The following is a 17533-nucleotide window of genomic DNA, read 5'->3' on the forward strand; positions in this document are numbered from 1 at the left end:
TTTGGGGGGGGGCGCTCTGCCTTGGGAAAACCCCTATCGTTCGGCGAGCGACGCTGTTTATTATGTGGAAAATCTGACCATTGCCTCAAATGACTTCATCCACGATAGCTCCTGACGAACACCCTTGGAGCATCTCCCTGATCCAGACCAAGATGGCGCCTCCGCGCCCACCGCGCTACCGTGTGACTCGGCATGCTCTGTTGAGACAGATGGGTGCTGCGATGAATCACTCCCTGACGCTCGTCATCGCACCCGCAGGCTTCGGGAAGTCGACCCTTCTTGCGGAGTGGTGTGAAATCCTGCGGGCTCAGGGACATTTGATTGCCTGGCTCAGTCTCGATGGTGACGACGATCCTGACCAGTTCTGCGCATATCTGGTGGCCTCGTTCCTACGTGGCACGGGCAGTATCGGTTCGCGAGCAGCGACGGCAGTATGCAATGCTCCGTTGACTCCTACCCGAGCGGAGATCTCTATTCTCCTTAATGAGATCAGCACCTGCGGGAAGCAGGTCTTTTTGGTCCTCGATGATTTCGACCGGCTAGACTCGCTCGCAGTACGTGCTATCGCCTCCCGTGTGCTGCGTTATGCGCCTGAGAATCTTCATATTTTGCTCGGGGTTCGAAGTGAGCCTCGCGTCGGGCTAGGACATTTGCAAATCGGTGGCCAACTTCTCCGGATCGGCGAGTCTGATCTGCGTTTTTCTGCCGATGACGCACAAGCGTTTTTTGCCCAGACAGGTTCCGTAACCCTTGACCGACGAAGCGTAGAACTATTGCACGACGCAACTGAGGGGTGGATCGCTGGCCTGCAGTTGGCATCACTTTCACTTCGCAGCACTGGCGACGTAGGGAGAATTGCGCAAGATCTCATGAGTAGCCGGCTGGGCGTCGACGCCTACCTCCATGAGATGGTACTGGAGCGCCTCCCTGCGGCCATGCTTCAGTTTCTACTTCGCACGTCGATCCTGGAGCGAATGAGTCCGCGGCTTTGTGATGCTCTGATGGGAGCAGGCGCCCGTAGTTGGGAAAAGCTGGACTGGCTTGAGCGTAACAATCTCTTCACGCGGTCGCTTGATCCGGAACGTAAGTGGTTTCGCTACCATGCACTGCTTTCCGAGGCACTCAGGCGACGCGCGAGCCTGCAATTCCCCGACGATTTGCCAAAACTCCATCGCCGCGCGAGTCGGTGGTTCGCTTCGGAGCAGCTTTGGCCTGAGGCGGTACGTCACGCGCTAGCTGCAGGCGAGGCAGCTCAGGCCGCTGCATGGGTAGAGCAATGCGCGATGGCGCTGTTAGAACGCAGTGATGTCGGCACCCTCCTCGCCTTAATTACGAAACTGCCTGCCAATCTCGTGAATTCGCGACCGCGCCTTCGGATCGCGAAAATCTGGTCCCTCTTGTTGCTCATGCGTATGCGAGACGCCAGGAGCGACCTGAGCGCTTTACTATCCGACATGGCTCGCGGTGGCATTGAGACTTTGACCATCAAAGATCAATTCGACTTAGCATTTCGCGCCGAAGTGGCAACGATCGAAGCAACTATCGCCGGTTTCGATGATGAAAGCGAACGTGCGCTCGAGTTCGGCCAGATTGCCTCAGATTCGCGTGTTGTCGTGTCGCCGTGGGTAAGGCGGTTCTCGGAAGCGGCGCAGATCTTTGGTCTCCTGTACGGTGGTCGCTCCGACGAGGTGGAGCGAATCCGCCTGGACGCTGACGCGACAAAGATTCACGGTCACGAACCGCTATATGCCGGGGTGTACCGAACCAGCATGTTCGGTCTGAACTTGCTGGTGAACGGCAAACTTCCTGAAGCGACGGTGCGTTTTGAATCCGCGCTGACTTATGCGGAGAGCGCTGTTGGCCCCGATTCTGCGGCTGCCGCGCTGCCATCAGGCTACCTCTCGTTACTCTACTATGAGGCCAATGACCTCGTCAGTGCGCATCGGATAATCGATGCTCGATTGGGCACTACCTTCGACGCGTGCCCACTCGGGTCCATTCTTCGCTACTGCTACACAGCCTCGCGCTTGCATGTGTGCAATGGCGAATTTGGCTTGGCCCTACAAGTGCTTGAACACGGCCGCGAGATCGCACATGAGCGCGACTGGTTGCGATTACGCGCCGCTTGCGATGCCGAGGAGGTTCGAATTTGTCTTGATCTCGGGTGGGTCAATCGCGCGCAGGAAACCGCCGAGACCCTTTCCACGCTCATTTCCAGTCACTTGCCAAAGTCGATGGGCAGCTTTCTCGAGACATGGGCAAGTTGGTGCACTTTGAATGCAAGGTTGGACATTTCTCTGGGGAAGACTGACCGAGCAATCAGATCACTAGGGGAACTAAAGGAAGAGCTATCGCAACGCGGAATGGTCTATCTTGCAGCTCGCACTTCGATCATTCTGGCACTTGCACTGCACCAGGACGGGGCTCATGACGCTGCCTTCGCCGCGCTCGCAGAAGCGCTACGTTACGCGCAGGTGAACCGCATGATCAGAAGTTTTATTGACGAAGGTCAGCCGATGCGGCAACTGCTAACCAAATTTCGGGAGAGCGCGCCGAACCAGCAGGGAATCGACATCAAGTTCACAGATGCTGTGATCAATGCGCCCGATTTGCCGGCAGCTCAGCTGGAGCGTACTGACGCAATGAACGCCAAAGCGCTGCTTAGTACGCGGGAACTCGAAATACTCAATCACATCGGTCATGGTCTTTCCAATAAGGAAATTGCGAGAGCACTGCGTATAGCGCCGGAGACCGTCAAATGGCATCTGAAGAACATCTTCGAGAAGCTTCAGGTAAGCACCAGATTGGAGGCAATTCAGCGCGGCCTGGGTATTCCTCGCGCGTCACGAAGAGGGTAAAGCGCCGGTAGGCAGCGGGCCTGCCGACTACCGCCGCCATCCGGATAGCGATGAGATGTGGGTTGCCCGCGGATTGTTCGCGCCCGCCGCGTGTGCGTCAGGTCCCGCTCGTCATGAGTGCGCCGGCGCGTTCGAGCGCAGGCTTGACGCTATCGATCGCGCCGCCGCCGTCGCACGGAATGACTGCGCCCGACACATACGATGCATAGGGCGACGCCAGGAACAGCGCGAGATTTGCGATGTCGTCGGTCGACCCGAAACGGCGCAGTGGCACTGCCGCCTCGGCTGACGCCAGCTCCGAGCGCGCAATCAGCTTGCGAAAACCTTCTGTGCCGTCGATCGGACCGGGAGAGATGGCGTTCACGCGGATGCCGTCCGCCCCCCATTCGAGCGCGAGCACGCGTGTAAGCTGGTCGATGCCGGCTTTCGCGGCGGCCGCATGCGCCTGATAGCGCATCGGCACGGTAGCTTGCGGCGCACTGATGTTCACGATCGACGCGCCGGGTTTGCGCAGATGTGGGTACGCCTGCCTCATCACGTTGAACGATCCGATCAGATCGATATCGACGACGGCACGAAAGCCGTTTGCCGACATCGAACTCGCTTCGCAAAGAAAGTTGCCTGCTGCGCCGGATATCAGCACGTCGATCGGTCCGAATTGGCTCACTGCATCTTCGAACGCCGCTCCGACCGCGTCGAAGTCGCGCACGTCAGCGCACATTCCTCGGACCTGCGCCCGATGACCGGCGAGCGTGGTCACTGCCGCATCGACGTTTTCGCGTTTGCGGCTCGCGACGCTGACATACGCACAGCGCTGCGCGAACGCTTCTGCGATGCCGTAATTAATACCGCTCGTGCCGCCGAAGACGAACACATGACTCTTCCCGAAATCGATATCAATTTGCATACTGCTCTCCTTCGTTTCACATTTGGTAGACACACGTCAGAACCGCTTTTGCGCGCCGACGTTTTTTCTTGTATCGCCGCTCAGAACTGCTCGATCGGGAGGCTCGACCCGCTCGATGCACCGCTGCGGATCGCCTCCAGAAGCGCATTCGCTTTGGGCAAGACCTTGTCGGCGTAGAAGCGCGCAGTGGCGAGCTTGGTGCGATGGAAGTCCGGGTCTTCATTTGCTGCGCTTTTTCTTGACGCAGCAAGCGCTGCGCGCCCCATCTGCCACCCGCCGCACACGTAGCCGGCGAGCATCAGATAGTCGACGGAACTGGCAAGCGCCGCGTCGGGGTGAGTCGCCAGTGCGTGCAGCATCCAGGCGGTGGCATCGTCGAGCGCCTGAACGCTGGCCTCCAGCGCCGTGCCAACGGAGGCCACTTGCGTATCCGTGCTGCGCTTGAGCTCCAGTGCGGTCTGACGCATATCCGCGACAAGTTCCGTCATCGCCTCGCCCCGATCCGACGCGAGCTTGCGGCTTACGAGATCGGCAGCCTGGATGCCCGTCGTGCCCTCGTAGATCGGCGCGATTCGTGAGTCGCGCAGGAACTGGCATGCGCCCGTCTCTTCGATGTAGCCCATCCCGCCGTGCACCTGCACACCCATCGACGCAATCTCGACGCCCAACTCCGTGCACCATGCCTTCAACACGGGGATCAGAAGATCGACACGCGCCTGGCGACGTGCGCGCTCACCGGCATCGGGGTCACGGTGCGCCCGGTCCATGTCGGCGGCCATCACGTACGCGAAAGCACGCATCGCCTCGATCTGGGACTTCATCGTCAGCAACATGCGCCGCACATCCGGGTGATGGATGATGGCGACAGTGTCACCCGATCTGCTCGTCGCGAGCCGTCCCTGAACGCGTTCCTTCGCATATTCGCGGGCCTGCTGATAAGCGCGTTCCGCCATCGCGAGCCCCTGGATACCCACCTTCTGGCGCGCTTCGTTCATCATCGTGAACATATGCGCGAGACCTTTGTTCTCCTGCCCCACCAGATAACCGACCGCCCCGCCCTGATCGCCGAAGCTCATCACGCAGGTCGGGCTCGCGTGAATGCCTAGCTTGTGCTCAAGAGACACGCAGTGCACGTCGTTGCGTTGCCCCGGAGAGCCATCGGCATTCAGCAGGAACTTGGGCACGACAAAGAGCGATATGCCGCGCACGCCCTCGGGCGCGTCCGGCGTGCGTGCGAGGACGAGATGAATGACGTTGCCCGTCATATCGTGATCGCCCCACGTGATAAAAATCTTCTGACCATAGAGGCGATAGTGGTCGCCTTCGGGCACCGCCTTCGTGCGCACGGCGGCGAGATCCGAGCCCGCTTGCGGCTCGGTCAGGTTCATGGTGCCCGTCCACTCACCGCTGACGAGATTGGGCAAATAGCGTCCCTTGAGTTCTTCCGAGCCGTGCTGCCTCAGCGCCTCCGTGGCGCCCGCCGTCAACAGCGGACACAGTGCGAACGCCATGTTGGACGAATTCCACATCTCGACGGTCGCCGCATTCAGCAACTCGGGCAGCCCCTGGCCGCCGAAATCCGGGTCGCCGGCGAGGCCGCTCCATCCGCCTTCCACGAACTGCCGGTAGGCTTTCGCGAAACCGTCCGCTGCAACCACGCCGTCCTTCGTCAGGCGCGCGCCCTGCTCGTCGCCGGGCTTGTTGAGCGGTGCCAGCACTTCGGTCGCGAGCTTCGCCGCCTCGTCGAGCACAGCCTCGGCGAGTTCGGGCGTCGCCTCTTCGAAGCCCGGCAGCGAAGACAACTCGCCGAGCCCGGCCAGTTCCGTCATTACGAAGCGCATGTCGCGCAGCGGTGCAATGTAGGTGCTCATCATGGTCTCCGGTTTCAGTTTTGTTGCAGCTTGTCCAGTTCGGCGGACAACTCCGGCAATACCTTGAAGAGATCCCCGACGATCCAATAATCGGCGACCTGAAAGATCGGCGCCTCCTCGTCCTTGTTGATCGCGACGATCACCTTCGAGTCCTTCATGCCGGCCAGATGCTGGATCGCGCCGGAGATGCCGACCGCGATATAGAGTTGCGGCGCGATGACCTTGCCGGTCTGGCCCACCTGATAGTCGTTCGGCGCGAAGCCGGCATCCACGGCAGCGCGCGACGCGCCGACCGCTGCGCCCAGTTTGTTGGCGATGTCCTCCAGCAAGGCGAAGTTTTCGCCGGAGCCCATGCCACGGCCGCCCGAGATCACCCGCCGCGCCGATGTCAGTTCAGGACGCTCGGAGCGGGTCAGTTGCTGGCTCACGAAGCGTGAGCCAGGGACCTCGGCGGCCGGCGCGAGCGATTCGATCGCCGCTGCGCCGCCTTCGGCGGGCGCCGCCGCAAAGGCCGTTGTGCGTACGGTGATGACCTTGATGCCGTCCGCGCTGCGCACCGTCGCCAGCACGTTGCCCGCGTAGATGGGGCGCACGAATACATCGGGGGACTCGACGGCAACGATGTCGGAGATCTGCGCGACGTCGAGCAGTGCGGCGACGCGCGGCATCGCGTTCTTCGCGGTGGTCGTGGCGGGCGCCAACACGTGGGTGTAGTCGGCCGCGACCGTTGCGATCAGCGCGGCCAGGTTCTCGGCCAGCGGATGCGCATAGTGCGGCGCATCGGCGACCCGCACGCGGTTCACACCGGCGATGCGTGCGGCCTGCTCGGCCACTGTCGCGCATTGCGATCCGGCGACGAGAACATGAATGTCGTCGCCAAGACGCGCAGCGGCGGTGACGGTGTTCAACGTCGCGAGCTTCAGCGTCTGATTGTCGTGTTCTGCAATAACGAGTATGGACATGTTTACCCCTTCCGATCAGATGACGTGTGCGTTCTTCAGCTTGGCCACGAGATCCGCGGCGTCGGCGACGCGAATGCCTGCCTCGCGTTTCGGCGGCTCCGCGAGCTTCAGCGTCGCCAGCCGCTGTGCGATGTCGACGCCGAGAGCATCGGGTGTCACCACGTCGAGCGGCTTCTTCTTCGCCTTCATGATGTTGGGCAGCGTCGCATAGCGTGGCGTGTTGAGCCGGAGATCGGTGGTCACGACGGCCGGCAGGTCGACCTCGATCGTCTCGAGTCCACCGTCGATCTCGCGCGTCACGGTCGCCTTGCCTGCTTCGACGCTCACCTTCGAGGCGAAGGTCGCCTGCGGCCAGCCGAGCAGCGCCGCCAGCATCTGGCCGACCTGGTTGGCGTCGTCGTCGATGGCCTGCTTGCCGAGCATCACGAGTTGCGGCTGCTCCTTGTCCACCAGCGCCTTGAGCAGCTTCGCTACGGCGAGCGGCTGCAGTTCGGCGTCGGTCTCGACGAGGATGCCGCGGTCAGCGCCTGTCGCCAGCGCCGTGCGCAGCGTTTCCTGGCAGGCTTGCACCCCGCAGGACACGACGACCACCTCTGATGCCGAGCCGGCTTCTTTCAAACGCACGGCCTCTTCCACGCTGATTTCGTCGAAGGGGTTCATCGACAGCTTCACATTCGCGATGTCGACGGCGCTGCCGTCGGCTTTCAAGCGGACTCTCACATTCGCGTCGACGACGCGTTTGACAGGAACCAGTACTTTCATTGCCTACTCCGTTTCGATAAAGGACTCCGCCACGCCGGCCATGTGAACCGATCGCTCCCGGCTTCGTTTTGTTCGTCCGGGATACGCGCGGCCGGCCCGGGTTTGTGCACCGCAATACGATTCGATTCGGTAGACATGTCCCCTTTCTCAAGGTGGTTGGGCGTATCATTTCGTGAGCAAAACACCCGTTCAGGCCGCGCCCGCCGAGGGGCGACCACCCGTGACAGGCCGGCGTGCCGCACCGTTGTCCAGCTGTGGAACTTCGATCTCCTCGCTGGAATCCATAGTGTCTGAGTGCGGCGCCGCGCAAAATCCCCCTTACAGGGGAGCGCGTTTGCATGGACGGGAATGGCAGTCAGGGTCAACCCGAACGCCTGGAGCAACTGATGCACGTGATAGAAGCGATGTCCCCGAACAGGCCGCCTCTGTTCCTCGCAACGAAGGTCTTTCCGCCACGTCTGCCCGCGGGATTGATCGATCGGCCGCGCCTGCTCTCTCTCGCCGGGAAGGCGGAATACAAACGGCTCACGGTAATCAAGGCGCCTGCCGGTTTTGGCAAGACATCGCTTGCGCTCACGTGGCTCAACGGGCTGAATGCAAGCGGCGCCTATGTCGCGTGGCTGTCGCTCGATACGGAGGACGACGAACCCGCGCGCTTCTTCCATCATCTGGCGCAGGCATTGCGCAACGCCTGCACTGGCGTCGGCGCGTCCGCGGTCAGCTTGGCAACCGAGGCGTCGCTCGTGCCTGCGCACACAGTCGTGTCGACGCTGATCAACGAACTCGTCGACGTCGACGACGAGGTCTATCTATTCGTCGACGACTATCACCTGATCAGCCTGCCCGCCATTCACGATGCCATGTCGTACTTCATCGTGAACGCACCGTCGAACGTGCATGTCGTGGTCTGCACGCGGACCGATCCACCGCTGCCGCTCGCCAACCTGAGAGCGAGGAACGATCTGCTGGAAATCGACGCGTCGACGCTTCGTTTCAACTTCGACGAAACACGCAGTTTTGTCGAACATGAATGCCCAGGCGGGCTGCGCGCTGCCAGCGTCAAATCGCTGTTCGCGAGCACGGAAGGCTGGGCTGCGGCGCTGCGAATTTCCGCCTCGGTGCTATCGCGTGACGAAGGCAAACCGGATTCGAACGTGAGCGCGCCGTCCGGTGCGTCCCGGCCGTTCGCCGCCTACCTTGAAGACATACTCAAGCGTTTGCCGACCGACATGGTCGAGTTCATGTTGCGTACGTCGATACTCGAGCGCCTGACGGCGTCGCTATGCGAAGCAGTAACCGGCATTGCGGCGGCACAAGGCATGCTGGACGCGATCTCGGCACGCCAATTGCTACTCGAACCGCTCGATATCGAAGGCCGCTGGTTCCGCTATCACCCTCTCATGGGCGAGTACCTGCACCGGCGGCTCGAAACCCAGCATCGCGATGAAGTGGTGGACCTGCATCGTCGTGCGTGCCAGTGGTACGCCCAGGAGGTGCAATGGACGGACGCGGTCAAGCACGCGATCGCCGCGGGCGATCCGGAAGACGCCGTCTCCTTGATGGGTCACTGCGCGATGGCGCTCGTCAGGAAGGGCGACCTGCTCACGCTGCTTGGCTGGCAACGGCAGTTCCCGGCGCATCTGATGCGCGGGCAGGTCAAGATCACGCTCGCGATCGCGTGGGGGATGGCGCTTGCAATGCGTTTCGACGAAGCGCTTGCGATGCTCGATGAGATCGAGCGCGACACGGGTACTGGCTCGAGCGACGCCGCCGAAAACATCCGCTGGGAGTGCCAGGCGATCCGCTCGGTCGTGGCCGCGCTCCAGGACGACCCGCCGCGCGCGCTTGCGATCGCACAGGCGTGTCTCGAGCGGCCGTCCACAGACAGCTGGACCACGAACGTCGTCTCCAACGTCGTGCGCTTCGGGCACTGGAAAGCAGGCAACCTGCAAGCGCTGCACGCAACACCGTGGATCCCCTATTCGATCGAGGAAGACCAGCGCAACGTGTTCGCTTCGGTCTACCGGCTATGCCTGCTCGGCCACGCGGAAATGCAGCAGATGCACTTCACGCTCGCCGAGCGCTATTTCACCGAGTCGATGCAGCTCGCCGAGCGCCATGCCGGTCCGAAATCCATCTCGGCCGCCTTGTGCGCGCCCATGATTGCGCAGATCTGGTACGAGCAGGGGCGGCTCGACGAGGCGGAAGCCTTACTGGCCGATTTCATGCCGGTGATCGACCTGGCGGTCCTGCTCGATAGCACCTTGATCGCCTATCGCGTGCTCGTCCGGATCGCTATCGCGCGCTCCGACGCCGAGCGGGCCTATGCGTTGCTCCATCAGGCGCAGACGCTGGGTTATGCACGCCGCTGGGACCGGTTGATTGCCGGCGTCCTCCTCGAACGCGCGCGGCTCTATCTTGCGCAAGGGAGGATAACGGAAGCGTCGGCATGTATCGTGCAACTGGATCAGCTGGTGGGGTCCCGTTCCGCCGCGGAGCATGCAGTCTGGCCGGAGATCGAAACCTACCGCGCGATCGCGGTGGCCTGGGTGGCGATGGCCCAGAACCGGACAGAGGAGGCCCTCGGGTCGTTGACATCCGCTTTGCAAAGCGTCGAAAGGCGGCACGGCGACTATCTCGCCCTGCGCTTGCGCACCGTGCTCGCGCTCGTCTGGTTGCGTGCGAACGAACGGACCCGTGCCGTCGAAATCTTTCGCGAAGTGCTGAGCACCAACAGCGGCATCTACCGCTCGATTCTCGACCAGGGGCCGGAAATCGGGCCGCTCCTGCGCGCGGTTCGCGACGACACGCGTTCCACCCCACAGACGAAGGAGAGCATCGCTTACATCGATCGCCTGCTAGACGGCTGGCGAGCACTGTACGAGCCCACCGCCGGCCCCAAGCGCGACACGGAGCGCGAGTCGTTGAGCGCGCGGGAGCGCGGCATCGTCGAGCTGATTGCCCAAGGACAGTCGAACAAGGAGATCGCGCGCACCCTGGGGATTACACCCGAAACCGTCAAGACTCATGTCAAGAACATCTTCGTGAAACTGGATGTCGACAAGCGCGCGCACGCCGTTGCACGCGCGCAGTCACTGGGACTGGTCGAGGCCGGCTAGCGCGAGTCCCACCGCGTGTCTCACCGCATGACGACGAGTGTGGCGGCGTGCAGCAGCACGCCGACCATGCCGCCCACGAATGTGCCGTTGATGCGGACGTACTGCAGGTCACGGCCGATTTCCGCTTCGATCTTCCGGCTCACTTCATCTGCATTCCAGTCTTTTACGACCTCGGTGATCAGCGCGGACAGCTGGGGCCCATAGCGCACGACGAGTTCGTGCGCGAGCGCGAGCCACCATGCGTTCAGCTTGTGTCGAAGCGCAGGCTCACGGCGGATCCGCTTGCCGAGCGAAACCAGCATACTCGCCAATGCGTCGCGCACGGCCGATTGCTCGTGGCCGAGATCGGCGATCACACGCATGCGCAAACGATCCAGCAGCACGCGATAGTAGTCTGCATGCCTGAAATAACGGATGCAGTCGCGCATCAGCGACTTGCCGAAACGGCGGTGCACGGCCGATGTCTGCAATTGCACGATCAGCGCCTGCAAGGACTCGTCGAACTGGCGGCGAAGCTCGTGGTCCGGGCTCGCCGCCGCTTCACGTAGGAGCGCAATGATGCCTTCGACAAATTTCCTGACGATATAGGCGTCAAGCGGCGCGGGCGTGTATCTCGAGGCCTCGCTGAATTTGGCCTTGATCATTTCTACGTTCGCGGTCAGCCAGTTCTCCAGCGCTTCGAGTCCATGAACCAGCCATGGCTGATGCCGCTCGCCTTCAGTCAGTACTTTGAGGACGTCGCCGGCCACGCGGGATACGTCGAGCGTACGCAACTGCGGTATCACCACACGGTCGAAAATCCATTGGAGGTCTGCTTCGTCAATGCCCTCAAGTAATCCTGCAACGGCGTTCGCACCGATATCGGCGACCCCGCGGCTGTTCGCCGGCTGCGCCAGCCACCGGGCAAGCGCCTGTGCGGCATCGTGGCCGCTCAGCCTGCCGACGATGAGTTCCGGTGTCAGAAAATTTTCTTCGACGAAGTTGCCGAGACTCTCGGCAATACGCTGCTGGCTTTGCGGAATGATCGCCGTATGCGGGATCCGCAGACCCAAAGGATGACGGAACAGCGCGACAACGGCGTACCAGTCCGCGATCGCGCCGACCGTGCCGGCCTCCGCAAACGCGCGCGGCCACGCAAGCCATGAATGGTCAACCTGCCAGGCGACACACGCGAACAGCAACGCAATCATGAGGGCGAGCAGGCACAGCGCCGTTCGCCGCATGCGCTTCAAGCCTCCTGCCTTGTGGTTTTCGCGTGCATAGGCAGTGGCCGGCCGCGCACCATCGCTACCGCCCGCAAAGAAACTCAACTCGCCTCCTGCCGGAGAAACCTGCGTACCACCGGCGCGACTTCGTTCGCGCGCGAGATAAGAAACAGGTGACCGTCATCGATCACATAAAGCGTCGCATCGCGCATACGGGTTACGAGAATCTTCGCGTTGGTGAGCGGCACAATCGGGTCGTCGTTGCCGTGCATGACCAGTGTCGTCTGGCGCAACGCACCGAGCCAAGGCAGGCTGCTCCAGCCCGTAGCGGCCAGTAGTTGATAGAGATAGCCGCGGCCACGCGGCGGCTGAATGTGCCGGCTGTGCGCCTTCAGCAGCGACGGATTGCGCCGGTATGCGCCCCCGTAGATTTCCGCACCCACCTGTTCCAGGTAGGCGGGATCGGTATAGCGGCGCGGCCCGATCAGCTTTGACAATACCGACAGTTTGGCCGGCACCATGATGACGCCAGGCGAGGTTGCCGCGAGAATCAGCCTGCGGCAGCGCCCCGGATATAGATGCGCAAACTGCTGCGCCAGCGCGCCACCCCACGATACGCCGAGCACATCGACGGCCCCGTCGAGGCCCAGCCGCGTCAGCAGCTTGTCGGTCAACACACACAACGTCGAAAAGCGATACGGCATGACCGGCGCAGGCGAACCACCGACGCCCGGAATGTCGAAGATGATGACGCTCACGTCTCCGAGCGCCGTGACGAACGGCTCCACCAGTTCGAGGTTGGCGCCGATGCCGTTGAATATGAGCAGCGGCGGCGAAGCGTCGCTGCCGCGCCATGTTGCGACACGCAGTGTCTGACCGTCCAGATCGATCATCTGGATTTGCATGCTGCAAAGAGACTCGGGGCTCGTGTGCATTTCTTGTTTCCGGATCATCTTCTGGAAGGACACTTCATTCGAGGCGTCGGCATGCCGCATGGGCTGTGTCGCATTACTTCTTCGGCTGAAGGAGGGTCTTCAGTTCCTCGACGTGCTCGGCGACGCGCTTGGTGACCACGGCGAAGCTGTCCGACTGCGCACGGTATGCCGTGTCGGCGAGTTCCTGCATGTCCACCAGCGCCTTGTGGAGTGCCTGCTGCACCACTTCGCCCGTGTTGGCGGCGGGCTGGGCTCCCGACTGAGTAACGCGGCTGACGTGCGATTGCAATTCGGTCAGCGTAGTGCGGAGGATCTCCGACTGCTTCTGAGCGAGCGACTGCACGCCTGCCAGCGCGGTCGTGTTGGCTTCGACGATCGCTTCAATGTCCTTGCGGCGCGACTCGAGGAGTGCGCCCACGTCGACGCCGGGCAGCTTGAACTGTCCAACGACCTTTTTATACTCGGCGAAAATGCTATTGAAATTGGTTGAATCCATCATCGATACTCCAATAAAACTACGTTAAGAAAATGTTGGCCACCGTGCGGTCAATGAGTGCGCCGGTGCGTGTGCCTTATGCTTCCATGACATACGTTCCCGGCGCCTTCACGCCGGCGGGGTGCCCCTCGTTGCCCACGGCCGCCGGTGCGGGCCGCCGCTCGCCGGAATGGTCGGCAAGCCACGCGCGCCAGTCGACCCACCACGAGTCCTTTTCAGCCTGGGCATTAGCGAGCCATGCTTCGGCATTGGCGGGCAAATCGGCATTGAGGAAGAACTTCGCCTTCGGATTGCCCGGCGGGTTGATCAGGCTCTGGATATGGCCGCTCGAACTCAGCACGAAGCGTGTATCGCCGCCGAACGTGCGCGCCGTGTTGTACACGCCCTTCCACGGCGTGATGTGATCGGTCATGCCGGCTACCACGTATTTGTCGCACGTCACTTTGGAGAGGTCGATCGGCGTACCCAGGACCGTCAGCGCGCGAGGCTTGCTGAACAGATTGCCGGTGAAGATATCGAGCAGTTGCCCATGCATCGCCGCCGGCAGCCGGGTCGCGTCGTTGTTCCAATAGAGGATGTCGAAAGCGGGCGGCGCTTTACCGAGCAGATAGTTATTGACCCAGTAGTTCCAGACGAGATCGTTGGGTCTCATCCACGCGAACACGCGGCCCATTTCTTCGCCGGCGAGCACGCCCTTCGATGTGCTGTTCTGCTTCGCCGCCGCGATGGCCTCCGGCGTTGCAAAGAGACCGAGCTGCGAGTCAGCCGTGTTGTCCAGCACGGCGACCATCAGCGTGGCCGCATTGACGCTCCTGTCACCAAGGCTTGCGAGGTGGCCGAGGAGCGCCGAAATCGCCATCGCACCCGAGCAGGCGCCGTGCAGATTGACGTCGTCGCTGCCGGTAATGTCGCGTACGGCCGCGATCGCTTCGAGGAGCGCGGCAACATAGGTATCGAGGTCCCAGTGACTCTGCGCGGCGGTGGGATTGCGCCAGCTCACCATGAAGACCTGGAACTCGTTCTTTACCAGGTAATCGACGATGCTCTTGCCTTCGGACAGATCGAACACGTAGAACTTGTTGATCTGGGGTGGCACGATCAGCTGCGGGCGGGCGTACACATGCTCCGTCGCCGGCGCGTACTGGATCAGCTCGAGCACGTCATTGCGAAAGACCACCGCGCCCGGCGACGTGCCGAGATTTTCGCCCACCTTGAACGCCGTCCTGTCGACTTGCGAGGGCATCCCCTGGTTCTGCAGCATGTCCGTCACGAGATTCCTGATGCCGCCAAGCAGGCTGGCGCCGCCCGAATCGATGATTTTCTTGAGTGCAGCCGGATTGCCGAGCAGCGTGTTCGTCGGCGACAGCGCATCGGTGAAGAGCGACAGCACGAACTGCGCGCGCTCCTTGCTTTTCGGGTCGAGCGCGGAGCGGTCGACAAACCCTGTCAGCGCGTTGCGCCACGCCACGTAACTTTGCAGCGCCATGCGGTAAAGCGAATTCGTCTGCCACGCCGGGTCGGTGAAGCGCTTGTCGCCCTGAGGCGGTGTACCGTCCGCACTACCGCCAAGTACAGCGATCAGGTCGCGGACAAGCGCCGCCTCCTGCTCCATGAGCAATGCAGGTTGCCGCAGCGCCTGGGCGCCGATCTGCTGTGCGGTTGCCATAATGTCTCGCGGCCGCAGTCCCACGAACGGATTCGGTCCGAGCATGCCTTCTGCGGCAGACGCCGCAAGGTCGTTCGTCTGCTCACTGCGTGCCTTGCTTTCGTCATTTGTCGCCATCTTGCTGCTCCTCAAACATCTCTATCCGTTTCGCGAACATCGCTGCTTGCGCTTACGAGACCAGCATCGCCAATGTCTCGGCAATGAGCGCGGGCTTTTCCTCGCCCTCGATCTGCAGTTCGTTCATCGTCTTGACGATGATCCGGCCGCCGCCCTTCTTTTCCACCGAGACCAGCGTGACGCGATTTTTCACCCGCCCTCCCGCTTTCACCGGGGTCATGAAGCGCACTTTGTCCAGTCCGTAGTTCAGCCCAGCCGATGCGTCCTCTGGAATGAGTCCGATCTCGATCGCGAGCGCCGCCAGTAGCGAAAGCGTCAGATAGCCATGCGCGATCGTGCTGCCGAACGGGCTCTCGCGTTTCGCGCGCTCAACATCCACGTGAATCCACTGCCTGTCGCCCGTGCATGCCGCGAAGGCGTCGATACGCGCCTGATCGACAACGACCCAGTCCGACACGCCCAGTTCGCGGCCAACGAAGTCGTCAATCGTGGCGACGCTGTATTCCTTGATGCTCATCGTGTTTGCTCCTTGCGACGGGTCAGGCGAATTGCTCGCGCAACCACTTCTTGTTCATCTTGCCGACACTCGTCTTCTCCAGCGCGTCGACGAACTTGACGATCTGCGGCACGGCGTACTTCGAGATCCGCCCTGTCTTGCTGAATGCCATTACGTGCGCTTTGACCTCGTCTTCGGTGACCACGGCGCCCGCCTTCAGCACCACTAGCGCAACCGGCCGTTCGCCCCATTTCTCATCCTTGATCCCGATCACCGCGACTTCCGAGACATCCGGGTGCAGCGAAATCAGGCTTTCGATTTCGAGCGAAGAGATCCACTCGCCGCCCGATTTGATGACGTCCTTGATGCGGTCGGTGATCTGAATGTTGCCGGTCGCGTCGATGTTCGCGATGTCCTGCGTATGCAGGTATCCGCCTGTCCAGAGCTGCGCGGACGCGTCCGGATTGTTCAGGTAGCCCTGCGTCAGCCACGGGGAACGCACGACGATCTCGCCGTAGGCCCGGCCGTCGTGCGCGATGTCTTCCATGTTCTCGTTGACGATGCGCACATCGACGAGCGGAACGGGGAAACCGGTCTTGCAGCGCAGGCGTACCTCTTCTTCGAGATCGAGCGGCTCAATGTGCGGCGGAAGTTGCGCGAGGCTCAACACGGGACAGGTCTCGGACATGCCATAGCCGGTAAAGATGTCGATGCCGCGGTCAAGCGCGGCGCGCGCGAGACCGTGCGGCAATGCGCCGCCGCCGATGATGACCTTCCATTTGCTGAAGTCCGCGTGCTTCGCGTTATCGCACGAGAGCAGCATGTGCAGGATCGTGCTGACGCAGTGCGAAAACGTGACGCCTTCTTCGCGGATCAGTTGCACGAGACGATCGGGCACATAACGGCCCGGATAGACCTGCTTCACGCCCAGTACCGTCGCGATGTAGGGCATGCCCCATGCGTGCACATGGAACATCGGCGTGAGCGGCATATAGACGTCGCCGCGATGAAAGCGCTGTCCCGATACCGGGCTCGACAGCGCCGCCATCAAGGTGATGGTGTGCAGGACCAGTTGGCGGTGCGAGAAGTACACGCCCTTGGGCAGGCCCGTGGTTCCCGTCGTGTAGAACGTCGTGGCCCGGGTGTTCTCGTCGAAGTCGGGGAAATCGTAGCTCGTCGCGCTCGCTTCGAGCATCGCCTCGTATTCCGTGGTGAACGCAATGGTGTGCGCGCACGCTTCACTGCCCGGCTCGTCGATCCACACGAATGTGCGGACTGTTTCAAGCTGATCCTTGATCGATTCGACGACGGGCAGGAAATCGGTGTGGACAAACAGCACCTCTGCGCCAGCGTGGTTGATCGTGTAGGCGATCTCCGCCTCCGACAACCTCACATTGACCGTCTGAAGCACGGCGCCCATCATCGGGACCGCAAAGTACGACTCCAGATAGCGGTGGCTGTCCCAGTCCATCACCGCCACGGTGCTGCCGTGCCGCACCCCGAGCTGATGGAGGCCATTGGCGAGCCGCGCGATGCGCTCCCGCAGCGTGGCATAGGTCATCCGCAGCTGGCCGCGGTACACGATTTCCTGGTCCGGCGCCTGAACGAACGGCGTATGCAGCAGTTGCTTGATCAGCAGCGGATAGGCATAGGGGGATGGCGTCGAGCCCTGCACGGCGTCCTGCATCTACATCTCCTGAAGTCGAGAAATGGATCGGGCTGACAAAGGTCCGTCGGTGCGTGTCGCACACGGTGGCATCCCGAGTGATGCCATCATCGGATTGTTCGCTGGGAGGAGCCATCCCCCGAAAAGGGGAGCTTTCAGAATGCCGACGGGGGGCGAGGATCGCGGCGCGGGTATGGCCCTTGACGCCGGCCGGAGGGGGCATGGCTCGAGGCGGGGAAGATCAGGGGGCAGTTTTGACGGCTTAGTGCCACGCGGGGCGGATCGCGTACCGGCGTGTTCGTCGAATGACAGGCGGGTACGGGCTCGAACGAACCCGGTACCTCGATGAACTCAAGCGTTATCGCGAATGAACTTCACCTCAGGGATCATGGCGGCCTGACCTTGATAGTTTCCCGCCGAATCCGTGAGTTGCCAAACAGTAGCCCGTTCGATCCAGAAGCGCACGCCCGATT

13 protein-coding genes are annotated in these 17533 nt (G+C 61.9%); 2 read left to right on the top strand and 11 right to left on the bottom strand.

Annotated features, from left to right (window positions below; genetic code table 11):
• Positions 1 to 221 precede the first annotated feature (221 nt).
• Positions 222 to 2858 carry a LuxR C-terminal-related transcriptional regulator gene (locus GNZ13_RS44885; protein ID WP_172177157.1) on the top strand — a complete coding sequence of 879 codons (2637 nt, stop codon included), beginning with the start codon at positions 222 to 224 and terminating at the stop codon, positions 2856 to 2858.
• A 97-nt stretch (positions 2859 to 2955) separates the two neighbouring features.
• On the opposite strand, the gene GNZ13_RS44890 is transcribed toward GNZ13_RS44885, so the two are convergent.
• From GNZ13_RS44890 to GNZ13_RS44905, 4 genes are all read right to left on the bottom strand, one after another.
• On the bottom strand, positions 2956 to 3765 hold the full coding sequence (locus tag GNZ13_RS44890) for an SDR family oxidoreductase (protein ID WP_172177159.1): 810 nt from the start codon (positions 3763 to 3765) through the stop codon (positions 2956 to 2958).
• An 80-nt stretch (positions 3766 to 3845) separates the two neighbouring features.
• Positions 3846 to 5636, bottom strand: a complete 1791-nt coding sequence (locus tag GNZ13_RS44895; RefSeq protein WP_172177161.1) for an acyl-CoA dehydrogenase C-terminal domain-containing protein — start codon at positions 5634 to 5636, stop codon at positions 3846 to 3848.
• Between the two features lie 14 nt (positions 5637 to 5650).
• Entirely contained in the window at positions 5651 to 6598 is a 948-nt protein-coding gene (locus tag GNZ13_RS44900; RefSeq protein ID WP_172177163.1) for an electron transfer flavoprotein subunit alpha/FixB family protein, read from the bottom strand.
• Between the two features lie 15 nt (positions 6599 to 6613).
• Positions 6614 to 7360: an electron transfer flavoprotein subunit beta/FixA family protein gene (locus GNZ13_RS44905; RefSeq protein ID WP_172177165.1), complete on the bottom strand. Its 747-nt coding sequence runs from the start codon at positions 7358 to 7360 to the stop codon at positions 6614 to 6616.
• Between the two features lie 338 nt (positions 7361 to 7698).
• On the opposite strand from GNZ13_RS44905, the gene GNZ13_RS44910 reads away from it, so the two are divergent.
• Complete coding sequence (locus GNZ13_RS44910; RefSeq protein WP_236002474.1) at positions 7699 to 10479, top strand: LuxR C-terminal-related transcriptional regulator; 2781 nt, start codon at positions 7699 to 7701, stop codon at positions 10477 to 10479.
• A 20-nt stretch (positions 10480 to 10499) separates the two neighbouring features.
• On the opposite strand, the gene GNZ13_RS44915 is transcribed toward GNZ13_RS44910, so the two are convergent.
• From GNZ13_RS44915 to GNZ13_RS44945, 7 genes are all read right to left on the bottom strand, one after another.
• Positions 10500 to 11789: a DUF445 domain-containing protein gene (locus GNZ13_RS44915; RefSeq protein ID WP_172177166.1), complete on the bottom strand. Its 1290-nt coding sequence runs from the start codon at positions 11787 to 11789 to the stop codon at positions 10500 to 10502.
• A complete protein-coding gene (gene phaZ, locus GNZ13_RS44920; RefSeq protein WP_172177168.1) occupies positions 11786 to 12619 on the bottom strand; it encodes a poly(3-hydroxyalkanoate) depolymerase in 834 nt (277 codons plus the stop codon). The genes GNZ13_RS44915 and phaZ overlap by 4 nt, the downstream gene beginning before the upstream one ends.
• Positions 12620 to 12692: 73 nt before the next feature.
• Positions 12693 to 13115, bottom strand: coding sequence for a phasin family protein (locus GNZ13_RS44925; protein WP_172177180.1), 423 nt, complete (start codon positions 13113 to 13115; stop codon positions 12693 to 12695).
• 76 nt (positions 13116 to 13191) lie between these two features.
• A complete protein-coding gene (locus GNZ13_RS44930; RefSeq protein WP_172177170.1) occupies positions 13192 to 14898 on the bottom strand; it encodes an alpha/beta fold hydrolase in 1707 nt (568 codons plus the stop codon).
• A 52-nt stretch (positions 14899 to 14950) separates the two neighbouring features.
• Complete coding sequence (locus GNZ13_RS44935) at positions 14951 to 15415, bottom strand: MaoC family dehydratase (RefSeq protein WP_172177172.1); 465 nt, start codon at positions 15413 to 15415, stop codon at positions 14951 to 14953.
• A 22-nt stretch (positions 15416 to 15437) separates the two neighbouring features.
• Complete coding sequence (locus GNZ13_RS44940; protein ID WP_172177174.1) at positions 15438 to 17081, bottom strand: fatty acid--CoA ligase; 1644 nt, start codon at positions 17079 to 17081, stop codon at positions 15438 to 15440.
• Positions 17082 to 17411: 330 nt separating this feature from the next.
• The coding region (locus GNZ13_RS44945; protein WP_172177176.1) for an MEKHLA domain-containing protein at positions 17412 to 17533 on the bottom strand (122 nt) is incomplete at its 5' end.

The sequence above is a fragment of the Paraburkholderia elongata genome (assembly GCF_013177735.1).
GTDB classification, from domain to species: domain Bacteria; phylum Pseudomonadota; class Gammaproteobacteria; order Burkholderiales; family Burkholderiaceae; genus Paraburkholderia; species Paraburkholderia elongata.

Coding starts and splice junctions, on each gene's coding strand:
- GNZ13_RS44885 (WP_172177157.1), top strand. CDS start 222: ATGAATCACTCCCTGACGCTCGTCATCGCACCCGCAGGCTTCGGGAAG.
- GNZ13_RS44890 (WP_172177159.1), bottom strand. CDS start 3,765: ATGCAAATTGATATCGATTTCGGGAAGAGTCATGTGTTCGTCTTCGGC.
- GNZ13_RS44895 (WP_172177161.1), bottom strand. CDS start 5,636: ATGAGCACCTACATTGCACCGCTGCGCGACATGCGCTTCGTAATGACG.
- GNZ13_RS44900 (WP_172177163.1), bottom strand. CDS start 6,598: ATGTCCATACTCGTTATTGCAGAACACGACAATCAGACGCTGAAGCTC.
- GNZ13_RS44905 (WP_172177165.1), bottom strand. CDS start 7,360: ATGAAAGTACTGGTTCCTGTCAAACGCGTCGTCGACGCGAATGTGAGA.
- GNZ13_RS44910 (WP_236002474.1), top strand. CDS start 7,699: ATGGACGGGAATGGCAGTCAGGGTCAACCCGAACGCCTGGAGCAACTG.
- phaZ (WP_172177168.1), bottom strand. CDS start 12,619: ATGCACACGAGCCCCGAGTCTCTTTGCAGCATGCAAATCCAGATGATC.
- GNZ13_RS44925 (WP_172177180.1), bottom strand. CDS start 13,115: ATGGATTCAACCAATTTCAATAGCATTTTCGCCGAGTATAAAAAGGTC.
- GNZ13_RS44930 (WP_172177170.1), bottom strand. CDS start 14,898: ATGGCGACAAATGACGAAAGCAAGGCACGCAGTGAGCAGACGAACGAC.
- GNZ13_RS44935 (WP_172177172.1), bottom strand. CDS start 15,415: ATGAGCATCAAGGAATACAGCGTCGCCACGATTGACGACTTCGTTGGC.
- GNZ13_RS44940 (WP_172177174.1), bottom strand. CDS start 17,081: ATGCAGGACGCCGTGCAGGGCTCGACGCCATCCCCCTATGCCTATCCG.